We start from the raw sequence: 18,407 nt of genomic DNA on the forward strand, positions 1-18,407 counted from the left end.
GGCTGTTGACCGTGGTCAACAGCCTTTTTGCCATCCATCAGAATATTTTTTTGACAGATAAAATCCTTGTAAGCATCACATGAATTACAAAACTTCACGAATCAAGCTGATCACTTTGCCGAGGATTTTCACACTGGGCAATAAAATCGGCGAAAGGGTGTCATTTTCAGGTTGCAAACGAATATGATCCTTTTCCTTAAAAAACCGTTTGACCGTTGCTTCCCCTTCAGGAGTCATGGCCACGACGATGTCGCCGTTTTCGGCGGTTGGTTGCTGACGCACGACCACATAATCCCCGTCCAAAATTCCGGCATTGATCATGCTGTCCCCGCGCACGGACAGGAGAAAAACGGGATCATCTTGTCCGGCGAGCCGTCTTGGAAGCGGATAATAATCTTCGATATTTTCAATGGCTGTAATCGGCTCGCCCGCCGTCACTTTACCGACCAGCGGGACCATGACGGTTTCCACGCCTTTGGTATAGATTTCAGGGCGGTGTAAAAGCTCGATGGCACGGGGTTTGGTCGGGTCACGCCGGATATATCCCTTTTTTTCAAGACGAGCCAGGTGTCCATGCACGGTGGAACTGGAGGCAAGACCCACGGCTTCACCGATTTCCCGAACGGAAGGCGGGTATCCTTTTTCGGCCACTTCTTTTTGGATATAGTCTAAAATGGCTTTTTGCCTGGGTGAGAGTTTGTCCACGTTTTCATCCCCCTTTGATCACATTCACCCGCTCCACATCGACATATCTTCTATTAGTATACATGAACAATGGAAAAAGAACAAACATTTGCAGAATGTTTGTTCTTAAAACACAGTTTATAACATTTGATCCAGCCGGTCGAGTGCTTCATCCTTTTCCGTATTGATGACGTGGGTGTAAATCTGGGTGGTTTGAATATTGGAATGCCCCAGGATTTCTTGCACCACCCGCAGGTTTTCCCCGTTGGACAAAAGAAGAGTGGCCAGGGTATGGCGCAATTTATGCGGGGAAATGGAAGCTGCCTTCGGTGGAAGGTTGGCTTCGCGCACGTATTTGCTGATAATATCCGAGATGCCTTTCCGGCTGATGCGCTGATAGTTTTTATTGAGAAACAAGGCTTGCTGATGTTCCCGTGATGCTTTGTTTTCAGGGCGGACGGTCAAATAATTTTTCAACGCTTGTTTGGCCGTCTCATTCAATTTGAGCATCCGTTCTTTTCCGCCTTTGCCCAGGATGATCACCCGCATGACTTCGCCGTCGGACTGGATACTGTTCAGGTTTAATTGAATCAGCTCGGACACCCGCATTCCGGTGTTCAAAAACAGGAGAAGAATGGCCAGATCGCGTCTTTCCATCCATTCCGGGCTTTTGGTGTTTTTCTTTTGATGGTACGTTTTGACGGCGCGAAGAAGGCGCAGGGCCTCTTCTTTGGTCAGAAAGACGGGCACTTTTTGGCGCGAACGGCTTCTCAGTGAAGCATCTTCGTATTCTGCCATCGGATTTTGGTTCAGCACGTGCGTTTTGACCAGAAAACGAAAGAGAGAGCGCAACGAAGCGCGCTTTCTTTGTTTGCCGCTCTGGGAGTTTTCCCGGAAGTGTGTCCGGGTGATCCACTCCTCCTTGATTTTCCCGGTTTTCGGGTCTTTTTTCTTTCTTAAGATATGTACGGTTCGTTCATAGCCGTTTTCTATCTGCCGGAAAAAACGTTTGATGATCATCGGATCCACTTGCTCGATCGTTTTGTTGATGGAATTAAGATAATCAAAAAAGAGTGCAAAATCATAGGCATAATTCGCAATGGTTTGTTTTGAACGTTCGGCGCTGATCATCTCGAGAAAAAATTCTTGCACTTCTGCAGGAAACTGAGAAATGATCCGATTGATGTTTTCTGGCAGTTTGCGTGATTTAAAAACCGGTTTCAAGCCGAATCCACCTCCTGTTTCCGGAAAGTCAATGTCATTATTCTACCATAAAGAATGGAAGGTGATTTGACTTATGAGGTCAGGATCATCTATAATATCTATCCGGGTGTGGGAAAACACCCGTTTTTTTAATGACCACAATTCCATTTTATATGATAAACGACATCGATCTTTTTGTGTCACGCAACTCGTTGCGTGGCGGGTGGGTGAGGGAACATCTCAAAGGAATAGAAAGGCAAGATGGATCGATCAACATTGAAAGTTGAGATCATTGCAGGAGTGACTTCCTTTTTCACGACAGCCTATATTCTGCTTGTTAATCCACTGATTTTGAAAGATGCCGGAATTCCGTTGGGAGCAGGATTGATGGCCACCATTTGCGCTTCCGTCTTCGGTTGTTTGATCATGGGATGGTTTGCCAAAGCTCCGGTTATCCTGGTTCCCGGAATGGGAGTCAATGCATTTTTCAGTTACACCATTGTGCAATCTTTTGGCCTTTCGTGGAAGCAAGGGTTGGCTGTGGTGATTCTCTCCGGGTTTTGCTTTTTCGTCGCCAGTGTGACATCCTGGGGCGATAAGCTTGTCACCGGGGTCCCGGATTCGTTGAAGCACGGAATCACAGCAGGGATTGGTTTCTTGCTGACCTTTATCGGTTTGCAAAAAGGGATGATCATCCGACCGAGTGAAATCAACGTGGTTCAACTGGGGGATTTTTCTCATCCGGTAACCCTCGCCACGATTCTGGGACTTGTTGTCACGCTGTTTTTGTTTGTCCGGGGAACCAGAGGAGGCATGTTGATCGGGCTGATCATCACCAGCTTGCTGACGATGATCCTGACCGGTGATTTTCGTCCCCGGGCAACTGATGTGAAGCTGCAAGATTATGTCCATCTGTTTGCTGCGGCAGAGTTCAGCTTTTGGCAGATCCCGTTTTGGCTTTCCGTTTTTTCGATGACCATGATTGTGGTTTTTGAAAACATGGGCTTATTAAGCGGTATGCTGCCGGATGCAAAAAAATTTCCGCGGGCTTATCAGGTGGTGGCGGTATCCACGCTCACATCCGGTATCTTTGGAACGAGCCCGACGGTGGCATCGGCTGAAAGCTCAGCCGGAATCGCGGAAGGGGGAAGAACGGGCGTTCCGGCTCTGGTTGCAGCCGGGTTGTTTGCCCTTTCCGTTTTGATGCTGCCAGTCATCAGCATGATTCCGGAAAATGCAGTTGCTCCTGTATTGATGGTGATTGGCGCGCTGATGATGAAAAGCGTGGAAGAGATTCCCTTCCATGATTTTTCAGAAGGGTTTCCCGCTTTTTTGATCATCGCCGGAATCCCGCTTACGGGCAGTATCGCGGACGGGTTGGCGTTGGGATTCATCGCATACCCGTTGATCAAAGCCGCAAGCGGAAAATGGAAACAGGTTTCGCGCTTGATTTATATGACAGCGGGACTGTTTTTAATCTATTTTGTTGCATCCGCATGGATGATGCATTAAAAAAGAGGCCGGATCCGGCCTCTTTTTTTGTGTGATGACATTTCATCACGGGTGAGGAGATTTCTTGAGGAAACAAAGAATGAGCCGGGACAGCCGGACGGGGCACTTGTGTGCCGTTTCAGGTTGCCCTGTCCGGAAAGATTCCGGGCGGGGCGGATTCAAACGAATGTAATCCAAGGTGGCATTTGTTTTTGCCGGCGGTGGATTCATGATGGGGACGGGGAGGGAAAACACGAGAAAAAATGTCAACAAAAAGCCGAGGGAGAAGACGAGAATGACCGATATTTTTTTGGCAATCATAGTTTTTCTCCTTTTCATCCCGATAATGGATCATTCGTAAGGAGAAATTATTTTTTGTTTATTTCCACTATTCAAAATTAAATTCAAGTTCCAACGGAATGGAACCAATCCCCGTTAATCCCGTTGAATGCAGGTGAATGCAGGCATTTCATCCAAAAAGTTTTCGTTTGCACGAAACACCAATGGAACATCAGTAAAAACTAGTTTGCAACACAAACAAAAAATTCTTCAAAAAAGAAACAACCCCATACAAAGGATATGTTTAGAATCCAACCCATTAACCCTAAAATAAACACAAAACTAAACTGCCCAGCCGAAATCCCCCGGGTAGCCCCAAAACATCAATAATCAACCGAACCACTTCCGATTTAAAAACAAATCTGTCGAGAAATGAGGAAATCACAGACGGAAAGAAATAAAAATATATTATTCAAAAAATAATAAATTAATTGATAAATGGATTGGTTTTGTAGTATAATACTAATACGTACTGGTACTCATTGGAGAATGGATGATGGAAATGCTTCATGTAACCAAAATGCCAACAGAAGCAAAAGACAAGTTACTGTATGCAGCTCTTCAACTGTTTACCACCAAAGGCTTTAAAGAGACCTCGATCCTTGAAGTGGTGGAACAGGCAAGGGTGTCCAAAACGACTTTTTACCGCTTTTTCCGCAGCAAAGAAGAATTGCTTGTCTGTTTGTTTGAACTGTTGGCCAACGAAGTTCTGAAGGAAGTGGAGGAAGCGGTTCGCCGGGAAGAGCAAATTGCGTACAAGGGGTATGCCGGCATACGCCGTTACATCGAGATTTGTGTGAATCGTTCAACCGTTGCGAAATTATTGTTGGTGGAGTCTGTCGGGGTGAGTAAGGCAGTCGAACGAATGCGCCGGACAGCGCACCTGAGATTTGCCGGCTTGATTGACCGGATCGTGCAAGAGATTCTCCCGCCAGCCAAACAAAACCAGGATGCCCGGTTCATTTCGCAAGCAATGGTTGGAGCGATCAATGAAGTCGTGATGCAAAATCTTTTCCAGTCTGATGAAAAAATCGACACGGACCACTTGGCACGGTTGTTAAACCGGATCATGGTCAGTTCGTATGTCAACTTTTCGTTTGGGAAATCAGCTGGAAACGTGGTTCGCCAATAGGCCTGTCTTTGGACAGGAAGTACCAGTACGTATCGGTATCAAACGGAGGGATGCCATCATGTCAGGAACCAATAAGGAAGCAAATCCTGGACTTTGTTTCCAACTTTCTGATGAACAATTGGAGCTCAAAAAGTGGGCGCATGGATTTGCAGAAAAAGAGATCCGCCCGATCGCGGCCGAGTATGACGAAAAAGAAGAGTTCCCCATGCAAGTTTTGGAAAAAGCTGCGAAAGCCGGCTTAACCAGCTATGCGGCTCCGGCGGAATACGGAGGGGGCGGGCTGACCAGCGTGATGGCTGCTTGCCTGATTGCCGAGGAGTTGTATTGGGGATGTGCGGGAATTGCCACTTCGCTGATGGTGGCGGGGTTGGCCGGATTGCCTCTTTATTATATGGGAACGGAAGAACAAAAAAAGAAATGGATCCCGTTCTTGTGTGATCCGGAAACCCCGCGGATGGGAGCCATGGCACTGACTGAGCCGGGCGCTGGTTCCGATGTCAAAGCGATTAAAACCCGCGCCGAAAAAGACGGCAACGAATGGGTGATCAACGGACGGAAATGTTTCATCACCAATGGCGGCATTGCCGATTTGTACGTCGTTTTTGCACGGACCATTCCGGATGCGGGTTATCACGGGGTGTCGGCTTTTATTGTCCCTAAAGGAACGCCGGGGCTTTCCGGAGGGAAAAAAGAGCGAAAAATGGGAATTCGGGCTTCTCATACCGGAGATGTGATTTTTGAGGATGTCCGCGTTCCGGAGGAAAACCTGCTGGGAGAAGAGCACATGGCATTCTTCGGGGCCATGCAGATGTTGGAAAAATCAAGACCGGTAGTGGCTGCCGGGGCTGTCGGTGTTGCCCGGGCTGCATATGAATATGCATTGGAGTATGCAAAAAACCGGGTGCAATTCGGGCGTCCCATCATCAAAAACCAGGCGATTTCCTTTATGCTTGCACAAATGAAAACCAAAATCGAAGCGGCCCGCCTGCTGACTTATCGCGCGGCCGATCTGGCAGACCGGGGGGAACCCTGTACGACCGAAGCCAGTATGGCCAAAGCATTCGCAGCCGAAACAGCCATGGAAGTCACGACCAATGCGGTGCAAATTTTGGGCGGATACGGTTATATGCGGGATTATCCGGTTGAAAAGTGGATGAGGGATGCGAAAATCCTGTCCATTTATGAAGGAACCACACAAATTCAATATAAAGTGATCACCAACAGTTTCTAAACATTATCAATATGAAGGGAGAAATGATGATGAAAGACTTGAGCATTCATGAAATTTTCGAAAAAATCGAGCAGGCGTTAAATGAGGATTCCAAGCCGATTGAAGGAATGAATGCCGTTTATCAATATGATCTCACAGGCGAAGAAGAAGTCACCTATCAGCTGCAATTGTCCAATGGTCAAGCCAAAGTGGAGAAAGGTTCACCGGCTGAAGCGGATTGTGTGTTGCAAATGAAAATCGATGATTTTAAAGAATTGCTTTTGGGAAATCTGAGCGGAACCGCAGCGTTCATGTCCGGGAAATTGAAAATCAAAGGAAATATCGGTGCTGCGATGAAGATGGAAAACTTGCTCCGTCAATATGACGTAAGCAAATATGTATGATTTCAGTTCCCGGTCCGGACCGGGAACTGCCTCAGGCGTCATATCACTGCTTCTGGAGGGCTGCCAATGAAAAACCAAAATCTGGTGGAAATGGTATGGCGCTCCGTTGAAAAATATCCGGACAATATCGCACTGAAGTGGAAAGAAAACAACACTTACCAAACACTCACTTATCAGAATTTTTGGAACCGTATTCAATGGGTGGCCGCAGGATTGTATCGTTTCGGGGTCCGGAAGGATACCAAAGTCGGCATCCTTTCCAACAATCAATACAAATGGCCCATTGCGGATCTGGCTGTCGGCAGTTTGGGGGCTGTCAGCGTGCCGGTCTACCCGTCCCTTCCTGCGGACCATGTCAACACCATTTTAAAACAAGCAGACTGCGAAGTGGTTTTTGTAGAGGATGAAGAACAACTCCAAAAAGTCATCCATGGCCAAAACGATGTCCATACCATTATTTATATGGGATTCAGAGAATATTCAGGAAATAACGGGAATATCGTCACCTTTTCTTCCTTGGAGCGCCAAGGAAAGGAACACCCGCTGGATCAATGGTCAGAGATTTGGAAAGCAATCGGGCGCGATCAACTGATGACCATCATCCATACATCCGGAACGACGGGTGTTCCCAAGGGTGCTATGTTAACACACGGAAATTTTTTATCCAATATTGAGGGAATTCAAATTTGGTGCATGGAAGCCCGGCACGATGACATTTTCTTGTCCTATCTGCCGCTGGCGCATGTTTTTGAACGAATGGCCGGACAGTTTATGCCGTTATCGGTCGGGGCCACGATTGCTTATGCAGAAAGCCTGGAGACGATCCCGCAAAATCTGTTGGAGGTTCGTCCCACGGTGATGACCAGTGTGCCAAGGCTTTTTGAAAAAATTTATGCCCGCGTCCAAGAAGAGATCCAATCGGGGACACCGATCCGCCGTGCGGTTTTTGAATGGGCTCTTAAGATCGGGGAAAAACGGTATGAACTGTACACCAGCAAGCCGGCTGATTATTTGATGATGCATGATTTGCCGCCGAATCTGAAATGGAAATGGAAAATTGCCGACAAGCTCGTTTTTCAGAAGATCAAATCGCAACTGGGCGGGCGGCTGCGCGGTTTGATTTCGGGCGGGGCTGCTTTGAATCCCGACATCGCCCGGTTCTTTTGGGCGATTGATGTGCCGGTGTTGGAGGGATACGGACTGACCGAAACCTCACCGGTGATCAGTGTCAATCCGTTTTCCCGTGCCCGGATCGGAACTGTGGGGCTGCCGCTGCCCAACTTGGAAGTCAGTATCGCCGAGGACGGCGAAATTTGGGTTCGCGGTCCCAATGTGATGCAAGGGTATTACCGAAATGAGGAAGCAACCGCCAATCAGTTCCACAACGGATGGTTGAAGACAGGGGATCTGGGTGAAATCAACGAGGAAGGTTATTTGAAAATCACGGACCGGAAAAAACGGCTTTTGATATTGTCCACCGGAAAAAATGTGAGTCCCCAACCGGTGGAAAATGCGATTTGCGCCAGTTTGTACATCAACCAGTGCTGTTTAATCGGCCAAGACCGAAAATACACCACCGTGTTGATCGAACCTGATTTTGAACAGCTGGTCCCTTGGGCAAAGAAGAAGAATTTGCCTGCCGATTCCCGTGAGAAGCTGGTCGAATGCGAAGAAGTGAAAACGCTTCTTCAAAACGAGATCAAGCAGGCGGTCAAGAATTTCCCCCGTTATGAACGGCCCAAAAAAGCTTGGATATCCGGACGGGAGTGGACAGAGGAAACCGGAGAGATCACGCCTTCATTGAAAGTACGGACACATGAGATCGAAAAAATTTATAAAAATGAAATTGCCCAAATGTACGGGGATGTTTCTCATCCGCGCATGATTATTTTAGAATCCGCAAAGCAAGGAGGTACATCATGAATCTTCCACTCAAAGGAAAAGTGGCGGTTGTCACCGGGGCTTCCCGCGGTTTGGGGAGAATGGACGCTTTGAAGTTGGCAGAAGCCGGAGCCGATGTGGTGGTGACGGATATTTTGATCGAAGAAGACGAGAAATTGGAGGAAAAGTCCGAACAGTACGGGCCGATGTCCCAAATCATGGCTCAATCCAAAACCATTTACACCAAATCTACGGCCAAACAAATTGAAGAAATGGGACGGCGCTCGGCGGCATACCGGATGGATGTCACAGATCGGGAAGAAGTCCAAAAGGTCATGGCTGAAATCAAAGACAGGTTCGGTCGGATTGACATCTTGGTCAACAATGCCGGAACCTTGGATCATACAGCGCGTTTGGAACATCAGAATGATGATTTTTGGGACCGGGATTTGAAGGTGAATTTGACCGGAGCTTACAACTGTTCCAAAGCGGTTTGGCCCTATATGAAAGAACAGAAATGGGGACGCATCATCAATATGGCTTCTGTGGCCGGAACCTTGGGAGGATACGGACAAGCCAGTTATTCAACCACCAAAGCGGGAATCCTGGGCTTGACCAAAACCTTGGCTTTGGAAGGGGCCCGGTACAATATTACGTCCAATGCCATTGTGCCGGGAATTATCAATACGGAGGCTTTTCAATACACCAACCCGAAAATGCGGGAGCGCATGATTGAACGGACGGCTTTTAAAAGACCGGGGGAACCGAAGGATATTGCATATGCCATCGTGTTCTTGGCATCAGATCAGGCCAAATACATTACCGGGGTCGGACTTCCGGTTGCAGGCGGAATCGATCTGTTTACTTTTTGATGAAGAAAGGAGAGAAAAGCATGAGTGACCGCGATGCAGTGATCATTGATGCCATCCGGACACCGATCGGGCGGAAAAAAGGAACACTCTCGACGGTCCGGCCTGATGACATGGCAGCTTTCGTCCTGCAAAAGCTGGTGGAGAAAAACCAATTGAATCCGGCAGAAGTGGAAGACATTAAAATGGGATGCGTCACGCAAATCGGCGAGCAAGGATACAATATCGGCAGAATGGCCGGCTTGATCGCAGGGTTTCCGGTGGAAGTGTGCGGAGTGAGTGTCAACCGGATGTGTGCTTCCTCTTTGGAAACCGTTGCCCAAGGGGCTCATGCCATCATGGCGGGGATGGCGGATTGTGTGATCGCGGCCGGGGTTGAAAGCATGAACCGGGTCCCCATGGGCAGTGACGGCGGCAGTTTCAGCGACCGGCTGTTGTCCAAATACAACATTATTCCGCAAGGGCTCTCAGCGGAAATGATTGCCGAAAAATGGGGAATCTCCCGTGAGGAGATGGACGAATTTTCATTGCACAGCCATGAAAAGGCACTGGTTGCACAACAGGAAGGACGTTTTGACAACGAGCTGGTGCCGGTGGAAATCAAAGGAGATAAAGGGGAATGGGTAAAACTGGACAAGGATGAGACGCCCCGGGCCAATACCAGTTTGGAAGCACTGGCTCAATTGTCGCCTTCCTTCCGTCCCGACGGCAATGTGACACCGGGAAATTCCAGCCAGATCAGTGATGGTTCGGCCGCTGTTTTGCTCACCTCCCGCCGGAAAGCCAAAGACTTGGGGCTCGTTCCGAAAGCCCGGGTGGTTGCCACACAATTGGCTGGTGTGGAGCCGGATATCATGCTGACGGGGATCATTCCCGCCACCCGAAAAGTGTTGGACCGTGCCGGTTTAAGCTTGGATGACATCGGGGTGTTTGAAGTCAATGAAGCGTTTGCTTCGGTGGTTCTTGCCTGGGAGCGGGAGATCAAACCGGACAAGGAAAAAGTCAACCCCAACGGAGGCGCGATTGCATTGGGGCATCCCCTCGGAGCCAGTGGTGCCCGGATTATCGCGACATTGGTCAATGAGCTGGAACGCCGAAAGGAACGTTACGGGTTGGCCACGATGTGCATCGGATTTGGAATGGCGCTTGCAGTCATTATTGAACGGGAGGAAGACTGATGGAGTGGAAGCAATTTTTGGTGGAGATTCGCGATCAGGTTGCACGGATCACCATCAACCGCCCGCCAATGAATACGCTGAGCCGGGATGCCCTTTTTGAATTGGGTTCCATTCTGGATCAGCTGGAAAAGGATCCGTCCGTCCGGAGTTTGATCCTCACCGGGGCGGGAGAGAAAACTTTTTCCGCCGGTGCGGATGTTTCCGAGTTTGGCGGAATGGGGGATCGGGAACAGGCAGAAGGTTTTTTAAAACAAATCCATGATTTATTCAACCGGATTGAAAACTTCCCCAAACCGGTGATTGCCGCCATCAACGGGAAAGCGTTGGGCGGCGGGAACGAATTGCAAATGGCTTGCCATTTGGGGATTGCCGCCGACCATGCCGAACTCGGGTTGCCGGAAGTCCGGTTGGGGATCATGCCGGGTTATGGAGGGACACAGCGGTTACCACGTCTGATCGGGCAAAGGCGCGCTTTGGAAATCATGCTGGAAGGAAAAAGAATTTCCGCACAGGAAGCATTGGAAATCGGACTGGTCAATAAAGTTGTGCCGGCGGAACAGTTGGCCGAAGAAGCGTTTGAATGGGCCAAACAATTGGCCGAAGGACCGCCCGTTGCCATGAAAGGAATCATCCAATCGGTCATCAACGGGAGCCGGAAGGAATTAACAGAAGGGTTAAAAGTCGAACGCGAGAACATGCTGGCCGTGATGCGCACGGAGGATGCCATTGAAGGAGTTGCCGCTTTCTTTTCCAAACGCAAACCGTCTTTTAAAGGAAAGTAATATCGGCACACAAGCCTCCCGGACAGGGAGGCTGTGCCTGCATTTCATTTAAAGGGGGGATCCTATGCCTTCACATACTTACTTTTTTACCGGTTTCCCCGGATTTATTGCCACCAGGCTGGTTGAAAAGTTGTTTGACCAGGATCCGTCTTCCCGATTCCTGCTGTTGGTTCACCCCAGCCAACAGGAGAAGGCGGAAAAGGTGATTTCGCAATTAACGCAAAAGAAAGCAGGGTCCAGAGGATGTTTCATCCCGATCCCCGGCGACATTACCAAGGAAAATTTGGACATCCCGCAGCAACGCATGGAACGCCTCCGGGAGGAGATCGATTATGTTTTTCATTTGGCCGCGATTTATGACTTGGCGGTTTCCAAGGAGACCGCCTATAAGGTCAATGTGACCGGCACCCGAAATGTAAACGATTTCGTCTTAAGTTTATCCGGATTGAAGCGGTACGTCTATTTCAGTACCGCTTATGTATCGGGCAAGCGGACCGGCCGGATTTTGGAGACTGAATTGGATGAAGGACAGTCTTTTAAAAACCATTATGAAGCGAGCAAGTTTGAAGCGGAGGTTATCACTCAGAAGATCATGAAGCAAGTGCCTTTGACAATCATCCGGCCGGGAATTGTCATGGGAGATTCCAAAACGGGGGAAACGGTCAAGTTTGACGGACCTTACTTTGTGATGCGTTATTTGGACAAATTTTCCCGTTTCCCCATTCCTTATCCGGGCCGGGGGAAAGCCTTGTTAAATCTCGTGCCGGTGGATTATATCGTGGACGCAACGTGTTATTTGGCCACGCATCCGGTGGGGGAAGGAAAAGTGTATCATTTGACCGACCCCAACCCTTATCCGGCCCGGGAAGCGTTCGGTATCATTTGCGAGACACTGGTTGGAAAGAAAGCGTCCTTTACGCTGCCCTCTTTCATTGTATACGGTTTGCTTTCAATCCCCGCGTTTCGAAGGTGGTTGATGGTGGAAAAAGAGACCATCGAATACTTTCGCCTGAAGGCGGAATACGATTGCTCACAAGCGTTGGAAGATTTAAAAGATTCAGGGGTCAAGTGCGCGGATTTTAAAGATTACATTCAGGTTTGTGTCAAATTCTATGAAAATCACCGGCATGATCCGGACAAAATGATTGAAGTGCGGTAAGAAACAATAAAGCTTGTCGGCCGGATGACTTGGCGACAAGCTTTATTGTTGCGCTGATTAAGAAGCGGATGCCTCTTTGGATGCTTTTTGAAGATCCCGCTCTTTGCATTCCGTGGTGCAATAGCCTTCATATTTTTCTTCGCATTCCGGACAACAAATGTGCTGTTTATGGCAAGGATCATATTTGCAATTGATGTAGCGGTCTTCCGGTTTTCCGCAATGGGAACATTTCCCGACGATCTTGTCTTCGACTTGATTGATGCGGACCGAGATCCGTTCATCAAACACATAACATTTTCCGTCAAAGAGTTGCCCTTTTACTTCCGGATCTTGGCTGTAGGTGATGATACCCCCGTCCAGCTGGTAAACTTCTTTAAACCCTTCTTCCAGCATCAGGGCCGTCAGTTTTTCACAACGGATGCCCCCGGTGCAATAAGTGATGATCGGTTTGTCTTTGTATTGGCTCATGTTTTTGCGAATCCATTCAGGGAACTCCCGGGTGGTTTTGACATCCGGGCGGATGGCTCCGCGAAAATGGCCGATGTCATACTCATAGTCGTTTCTTCCGTCTAATACGATCACGTCATCCCGTTGGAGCATTTCGTAAAATTCTTTGGGCGACAAACGTTTTCCCGTTTTTTTGTGGGGATCCACGTTCTTTTTCAAACGCCAGGTGACCAATTCTTTTTTCGGGCGTACAATCATTTTTTTGAATGCATGTTTGTGATGTTTGTCGACCTTAAAGGGCATATCATGGAACAACGGGTGCTGATGCATGTAATCCATATATTTTTGGGTTTGTTCAACTGTTCCCGACACGGTTCCGTTAATTCCTTCTTTGGAAACCCAAATCCGTCCCCGCAAGCCGAGTTCATTGCAAAATGCACGGTGTTCATCCGCAAAGGATTCCGGATCTTCCAAAGGTGTGTATTTATAGTAAAGGAGTACACGATAGTTTTGATCATTGGTTTCCATGTCTGATCACTTCCCCTTTTCAACAGTTTTCCCGAAAAAAGTCCTGCCTTTTAGTATACAACAGACATGAAAAAACGCAAAGTACGGCTTAAGGCCGAAGCCGATCGCACAAAGGCCTTTTTTCCATTATGATAATCAAAAAGACCAAAAGGTGGGAAGAAGTTGAAAGAACAAAACAAAGCCGTTTTTCTCGACCGGGACGGGGTTATCAACGAAGTGAAAACGGACCGGGTGGATCATGTCAACCGGCCGCAGGATTTCTATTTGCTTGAAAAAGTTCCGGAAGCGATTGCCAAATTAAGGGGACTCGGGTACAAAATTTTTGTGGTTACCAATCAAGGCGGTGTGGGGCTGGGTTATATCCAGGAAAAAACCTTGAAAAAAATCCATGAAAAAATGCAGGAAGATTTAATCGCCGGACATCCCGAAGCCATCATTGACGACATCTTGTATTGTCCCCATAAACCTTTTGAAGGTTGCTCTTGCCGCAAGCCCCAAGCCGGCATGATTCTGGAGCTGGCAAAGAAACATCAAGTGGATTTGTCCCGGTCATGGATGGTGGGGGACCGGCAAGTCGATCTGGAAGCGGGCAAAAGAGCGGGATGCCGGTCCATCCTGGTTTCGAGCGAATATACTCTGTGGGATTTTGCCTGTTCATTGGATCCAAAGGAGGAGTGATTTTCCTCCTTTTTTCTTTCCAAGCAAAAAAATCTCTGAATATAGCCCGAAGGAATCATGCGAAAAAGGAGGACTATAAATATAATAAACTCGGGATGGGGGTGCAAGATTGGCTACATTGGCAGTCGGATATCTGATCTGGATAGGGTTTACGGCTTATGTCATGATCATCGCCAACATACATAATCGTTGTCTGACCAAAATGACGGGCATGATGGTTTCCATGGGTGTGGCCATGATGAGCAGCCTGTTATTGGGAACCTTGCTCGGTGTTTTTCTGGAAACCATGATGGTTTCCACGGAAATTGCCATGGTGTTTGGGATGGTTGCCGGTTATTTTACCGGTAAACCGATACATCTTTTGGCTTCCCTGGACGGGTTGCTGGCAGGGATCATGGGAGGAATGATGGGGGCGATGCTGGGGGTGATGATAGTTCCCGAAAATTCGGCATGGACCCTGGCCGTGGTGATTGCCTCTTTTGTCATTGCCATGGCGTTGATCATCCAATTGATTGCACAGGAAGTGAAAAAAGCGGATAAAAAGATGGAAGCCATGCGGGAAAAGAAAATCGCCGGTTGGGGGGTTTTGTTTTCGATCGCACTCATTATCGTTTCGTTTCCGCTCAATGCGGTGTGGGTGGATGCTTTTCCGGCTTCCACAACCAATACCATCCAGCCACACCACCATTAAAAAACGCTTGGAAAAATGAATCCAGGCGTTTTTTTTGCATTATGCCATTTATAAATTCTTAAAGTTTTCCACTTGGGTTTGAATGGCCACTTCCGTGGGGAGGCGCTCGATGCTGGATGCGCCGAAGAACCCGTCCACGCCTTTGGTCATGGATAAGATTTCTTTCACGTCTTGCGGTTCGGCAATGGGTCCTCCGTGGCAAAGGATGATGATGTCGGGATTCACTTTTTTGGCGGCATCATGGATGGCCTGAATCCGTTCGGCGGATTTCTCCAAGGTCAATGCCGTTTCCGCTCCAATCGAACCTTTGGTGGTCAACCCCATATGCGCCACCAGGACATCGGCGCCGGCTTCAGCCATGGCGCCGGCTTCTTCCGTATTGAAGACGTATGGACAAGTCAACATATCCAGTTGGTGGGCTTCACGAATCATTTCGACTTCCAAATCAAAGCCCATTCCGGTTTCTTCGAGGTTTTGACGGAAATTCCCGTCAAAAAGTCCGACGGTGGGGAAGTTTTGCACCCCGTCAAATCCCATTTCTTTCAGTTGTTTCAGGAAAACGGGAATTCTGCGGAAGGGATCGGTGCCGCAAACGCCGGCCAAGACAGGAGTGTTTTGGACGATCGGCAACACTTCGGAAGCCATTTCCACCACAATGGCGTTGGCGTCTCCATAGGGGAGCAAACCGGCCAGGGATCCGCGACCGGCCATGCGATAACGGCCGGAATTATAAATAATGATGATGTCGGCTCCGCCTCGTTCGGCGAATTTGGCAGAAATTCCGGTTCCGGCCCCGCAGCCGATAATCGGCTTTCCTTGCTGAATTGTGTTTCTTAAACGTTTTAGTGATTCTTCTCTGCTGATAAACGGCATGATGTCAAACTCCTTTCATTCGTTTTCTTTTTGAATCAGTTCCATCAATTTTTTCGTCACGGCATCGGCAAATTCCGGATCATTAATATTGCAATCCAACTCGTAGATTGGGATATCCGGATTGGTGTATTGCTTGATGGCATCAAACAGCGCTTGGTCGGCTTCCGGCCACCAAAATTCTTTTCCGGGAGCATCCAGTTCGGAAACGCCTTTTAATGGAAGAAAGACGGCGGATTCTCCTTTGGACCGGTTGATTTTTTCGGCCAGGATCCGGCCCAGTTTTTCATTTTCTTCAGGGGTGGTTCTCATTAATGTGATGTTATCGTTCCAATAATAAAAGAGTCGGTCTCTGAATTTTTCCGGCACGGTGGACGGTCCCCAAAAGTTCACCATGTCCAGGCACCCCGGCGCCACGACTTGAGGCAACGCCCACTTGGCGGCGGCATCCATCCGGGTGGGGCCTGCGGACAGCACTCCTCCCACCAGTTCATCGGCCAATTCTGTCGTGGTGATGTCCAACACGCCGGTTATGTATCCTTGACCAATCAAATATTCCATGGTTTTCCCGCCGGTGCCGGTTGCGTGAAACACCAATACTTCATAGCCTTTTTGTTCCAGCAAATGTTTGCATTGATTCACCAGCGTGGTGGTGTTTCCAAACATGGAGGCGGTGATCAAAGGTTTGGTATCGATGGGCGGCACCTCGGCTTCCAACATGCCGACAATGGCACCGACGGCATTGGAATAAATTTTGGCGCTGATCCGGTTGACTCCGGCCACATCCAATATCGACGGAATCATGACAATATCGCTGATCCCCACATAAGGCTTTGTATCACCGGAGGCCACCGTGCTCACCATCACCTTCGGGACTCCCACCGGAAGGGCTTGCAAGCCGGACGTCCCGATCATGGTCCCGTTGGATCCTCCCATCGAAAAACCGGCGTCGATTTTTCCTTCCAGAAACAGCTCTTTCATAATGACGGCAATTCCCCGGGTCATGACAGACATGGCATGAGATTTATCAGCTTTTTTTCGAAGCTCTTCCAAAGAGCCCCCACCGGCTTCCGCCACTTTTTCGGCAGGAATGTCCGGATCAAAAAACGGTTCTCCCAAAACACCTGTGTTAATGACAAATGCATGGTGCCCGTGTTTTTCGATTTCCTGCTTGATAAATGCATAATCATGCCCTTTGGTATCCAGTGCACCAATGACAGCAATGGTTTTGCCCATTTCGATCCTCCTTGCAAGTTGAGTTAGGGTGTTTTAGAGAAAAACCCTTATAAATAACATTTAGTTATAAATGCTATATTCCCTTCATTATATCAATTATTTTTCTTATGATTTTTTAGAAAAACTTTTTTAGAACCTAAATTTTTGGCTTCCGACAGCGGAGGGGTGTAAGGAGAAAAGCTTGGATCCATGCTCTTTTTGATTTAAACTGTGAAGGTTATTGTATAATAATATTTAACGTACCGAATTTTTTAGTGATGCCGAAAACCGGCATCATCCTTTTTTTAGGGAAAGGGGGGCCTTTGGTGGATACCATACAACAATCCATGCCGGCAAAAAGACCGATGTCCAAAGGGAAAGTATGGACATTCAGCACGACGCATCTGATGAATGACTTGGTGACGACCGGCATCGTCCCGGCGTTATTGCCGCTGTATCAGCAGGCTTTTGATTTGACTTACACGCAATCGGGGCTCATTATTCTCGCTTCTTATATCACTTCCTCGGTCATGCAGCCATTGTTTGGCGCATGGACGGATCACAAACCGATGGTCTGGATGTTGCCGCTCGGTGTGTTTATTTCTGTGATGGGATTGGCACTGACCGGCTGGGCACCCAGTTATGGATGGGTTTTGTTTCTGATCGCCTTATCCGGGCTCGGCTCCGGGATTTTTCATCCGGAAGCATCCCGGGGAACCCACTTTGCATCAGGAAATACCAAAGGGCTGGCGCAGGCGATTTTTCAGGTGGGAGGCAACGGTGGCCAGGCTTTGGGACCTTTGATGATTCCGTTGTTTTTGGTTTATACGGGAAAAGAAGGGCTGCTCTGGTTCAGTGTGCTGGCAGTGATCGCGCTCATTTTGCTTTTGCGTTTATTGCCTTGGTATAAAGAACAGGTGAGCAGGTCGCAGGCAGCCAAAAAACAATCCAAAGGAAAAAACCACTGGCCGGGGGTTTTTTGGCTGGTCATTGTGATCACATTGCGGTCTTGGTGCCAAGTCGGGGTTTCCGCTTTTTTGCCTTTTTTCTTTTTGCATCAAATGAACATGTCTTACAGTCAGGCAGAGGTGTTAAACTTCGTGTTTCTGGGGGCAGGCGCGTTGGGAACGTTTATCGGCGGGGCGTTGTCTGATTATTTGGGGATCAAACGCTGGTTGGTCGGTTCCCTGCTCGCTTCGGTGCCTTTTGCCTTATGGTTGCCTTATGCCCAAGGGGTTTCGATGTGGCTGGTGATCTTTTTGTTCGGTTTTTTTGTTTTATCTTCTTTTGCCGTGACCGTGGTGTATATGCAAAAATTGCTGCCCCGCAATATCGCTATGGCTTCCGGTTTGGCCATTGGTTTTGGTGTCGGAGCCGGGGGAATCGGAGCCACGCTCATGGGATATCTGATCGACTTGTTCGGGGTGCCCACCATTTTATCATTTATTTCCGCATTGCCCATTTTGGCGGCTCTTTGTGCGTTCATGGTTCCGGATGAAAGAAAACTGATTGCATAAACAGTTTCAGAATCCTCCCGGTTTAAAGTGCACGGGAGGTTTTTTTGAACCATCGGCCTGGCTTGGCAAACAATGTTTGTTTCGTTGATGAAAGATTGGCGTGAATGATTTATGCTGACAGTAATACGA

At 48.3% G+C, this 18,407-nt stretch carries 17 protein-coding genes; 12 read left to right on the top strand and 5 right to left on the bottom strand.

Features of this window, described 5'->3' with window-relative positions:
• Positions 1-84 precede the first annotated feature (84 nt).
• Complete coding sequence (gene lexA / locus ATH33_RS03675) at positions 85-705, bottom strand: transcriptional repressor LexA (RefSeq protein WP_049720079.1); 621 nt, start codon at positions 703-705, stop codon at positions 85-87.
• Positions 706-822: 117 nt separating this feature from the next.
• The gene (locus ATH33_RS03680; RefSeq protein WP_049720080.1) at positions 823-1,908 is read right to left on the bottom strand and encodes a tyrosine-type recombinase/integrase; all 1,086 of its coding nucleotides are present in this window, start codon (positions 1,906-1,908) and stop codon (positions 823-825) included.
• 240 nt (positions 1,909-2,148) lie between these two features.
• Between ATH33_RS03680 and ATH33_RS03685 the strand changes: the two genes are divergently transcribed.
• The 9 genes from ATH33_RS03685 (at position 2,149) to ATH33_RS03730 (ending at position 12,332) form a co-directional block, all read left to right on the top strand.
• Complete coding sequence (locus tag ATH33_RS03685; protein WP_049720081.1) at positions 2,149-3,399, top strand: NCS2 family permease; 1,251 nt, start codon at positions 2,149-2,151, stop codon at positions 3,397-3,399.
• An 814-nt stretch (positions 3,400-4,213) separates the two neighbouring features.
• Positions 4,214-4,849, top strand: coding sequence for a TetR/AcrR family transcriptional regulator (locus tag ATH33_RS03695; RefSeq protein ID WP_170151222.1), 636 nt, complete (start codon positions 4,214-4,216; stop codon positions 4,847-4,849).
• 58 nt (positions 4,850-4,907) lie between these two features.
• Positions 4,908-6,080, top strand: coding sequence for an acyl-CoA dehydrogenase family protein (locus ATH33_RS03700; RefSeq protein WP_121874073.1), 1,173 nt, complete (start codon positions 4,908-4,910; stop codon positions 6,078-6,080).
• Between the two features lie 29 nt (positions 6,081-6,109).
• The gene (locus ATH33_RS03705; protein ID WP_231564595.1) at positions 6,110-6,463 is read left to right on the top strand and encodes an SCP2 sterol-binding domain-containing protein; all 354 of its coding nucleotides are present in this window, start codon (positions 6,110-6,112) and stop codon (positions 6,461-6,463) included.
• 66 nt (positions 6,464-6,529) lie between these two features.
• The gene (locus ATH33_RS03710; RefSeq protein ID WP_121874074.1) at positions 6,530-8,386 is read left to right on the top strand and encodes an AMP-dependent synthetase/ligase; all 1,857 of its coding nucleotides are present in this window, start codon (positions 6,530-6,532) and stop codon (positions 8,384-8,386) included.
• Positions 8,383-9,216, top strand: a complete 834-nt coding sequence (locus ATH33_RS03715) for an SDR family NAD(P)-dependent oxidoreductase (RefSeq protein WP_037995354.1) — start codon at positions 8,383-8,385, stop codon at positions 9,214-9,216. The genes ATH33_RS03710 and ATH33_RS03715 overlap by 4 nt, the downstream gene beginning before the upstream one ends.
• Before the next feature lie 20 nt (positions 9,217-9,236).
• The gene (locus ATH33_RS03720) at positions 9,237-10,391 is read left to right on the top strand and encodes a thiolase family protein (RefSeq protein ID WP_037995353.1); all 1,155 of its coding nucleotides are present in this window, start codon (positions 9,237-9,239) and stop codon (positions 10,389-10,391) included.
• Complete coding sequence (locus ATH33_RS03725; protein ID WP_037995352.1) at positions 10,391-11,173, top strand: enoyl-CoA hydratase/isomerase family protein; 783 nt, start codon at positions 10,391-10,393, stop codon at positions 11,171-11,173. The genes ATH33_RS03720 and ATH33_RS03725 overlap by 1 nt, the downstream gene beginning before the upstream one ends.
• A 64-nt stretch (positions 11,174-11,237) precedes the next feature.
• Positions 11,238-12,332 carry an SDR family oxidoreductase gene (locus ATH33_RS03730; RefSeq protein ID WP_037995350.1) on the top strand — a complete coding sequence of 365 codons (1,095 nt, stop codon included), beginning with the start codon at positions 11,238-11,240 and terminating at the stop codon, positions 12,330-12,332.
• A 57-nt stretch (positions 12,333-12,389) separates the two neighbouring features.
• On the opposite strand, the gene trhO is transcribed toward ATH33_RS03730, so the two are convergent.
• Positions 12,390-13,307 (bottom strand): oxygen-dependent tRNA uridine(34) hydroxylase TrhO, encoded by a 918-nt coding sequence (trhO, locus tag ATH33_RS03735; protein ID WP_037995348.1) that lies wholly within the window; start codon positions 13,305-13,307, stop codon positions 12,390-12,392.
• A 162-nt stretch (positions 13,308-13,469) separates the two neighbouring features.
• Between trhO and ATH33_RS03740 the strand changes: the two genes are divergently transcribed.
• Entirely contained in the window at positions 13,470-13,985 is a 516-nt protein-coding gene (locus ATH33_RS03740) for a D-glycero-alpha-D-manno-heptose-1,7-bisphosphate 7-phosphatase (protein WP_037995342.1), read from the top strand.
• Positions 13,986-14,094: 109 nt separating this feature from the next.
• Complete coding sequence (locus ATH33_RS03745) at positions 14,095-14,676, top strand: hypothetical protein (RefSeq protein ID WP_147437061.1); 582 nt, start codon at positions 14,095-14,097, stop codon at positions 14,674-14,676.
• 48 nt (positions 14,677-14,724) lie between these two features.
• On the opposite strand, the gene ATH33_RS03750 is transcribed toward ATH33_RS03745, so the two are convergent.
• Together ATH33_RS03750 and ATH33_RS03755 are read right to left on the bottom strand one after the other, a co-directional pair.
• On the bottom strand, positions 14,725-15,549 hold the full coding sequence (locus ATH33_RS03750) for a phosphoenolpyruvate hydrolase family protein (protein WP_121874076.1): 825 nt from the start codon (positions 15,547-15,549) through the stop codon (positions 14,725-14,727).
• A 15-nt stretch (positions 15,550-15,564) separates the two neighbouring features.
• On the bottom strand, positions 15,565-16,782 hold the full coding sequence (locus ATH33_RS03755) for a Tm-1-like ATP-binding domain-containing protein (protein WP_121874077.1): 1,218 nt from the start codon (positions 16,780-16,782) through the stop codon (positions 15,565-15,567).
• Between the two features lie 305 nt (positions 16,783-17,087).
• On the opposite strand from ATH33_RS03755, the gene ATH33_RS03760 reads away from it, so the two are divergent.
• A complete protein-coding gene (locus ATH33_RS03760) occupies positions 17,088-18,278 on the top strand; it encodes an MFS transporter (RefSeq protein WP_249037508.1) in 1,191 nt (396 codons plus the stop codon).
• The last annotated feature ends 129 nt before the right edge of the window (positions 18,279-18,407 follow it).

Source organism: Thermoactinomyces vulgaris (assembly GCF_003688725.1).
Classification (GTDB): Bacteria; Bacillota; Bacilli; order Thermoactinomycetales; family Thermoactinomycetaceae; genus Thermoactinomyces; species Thermoactinomyces vulgaris.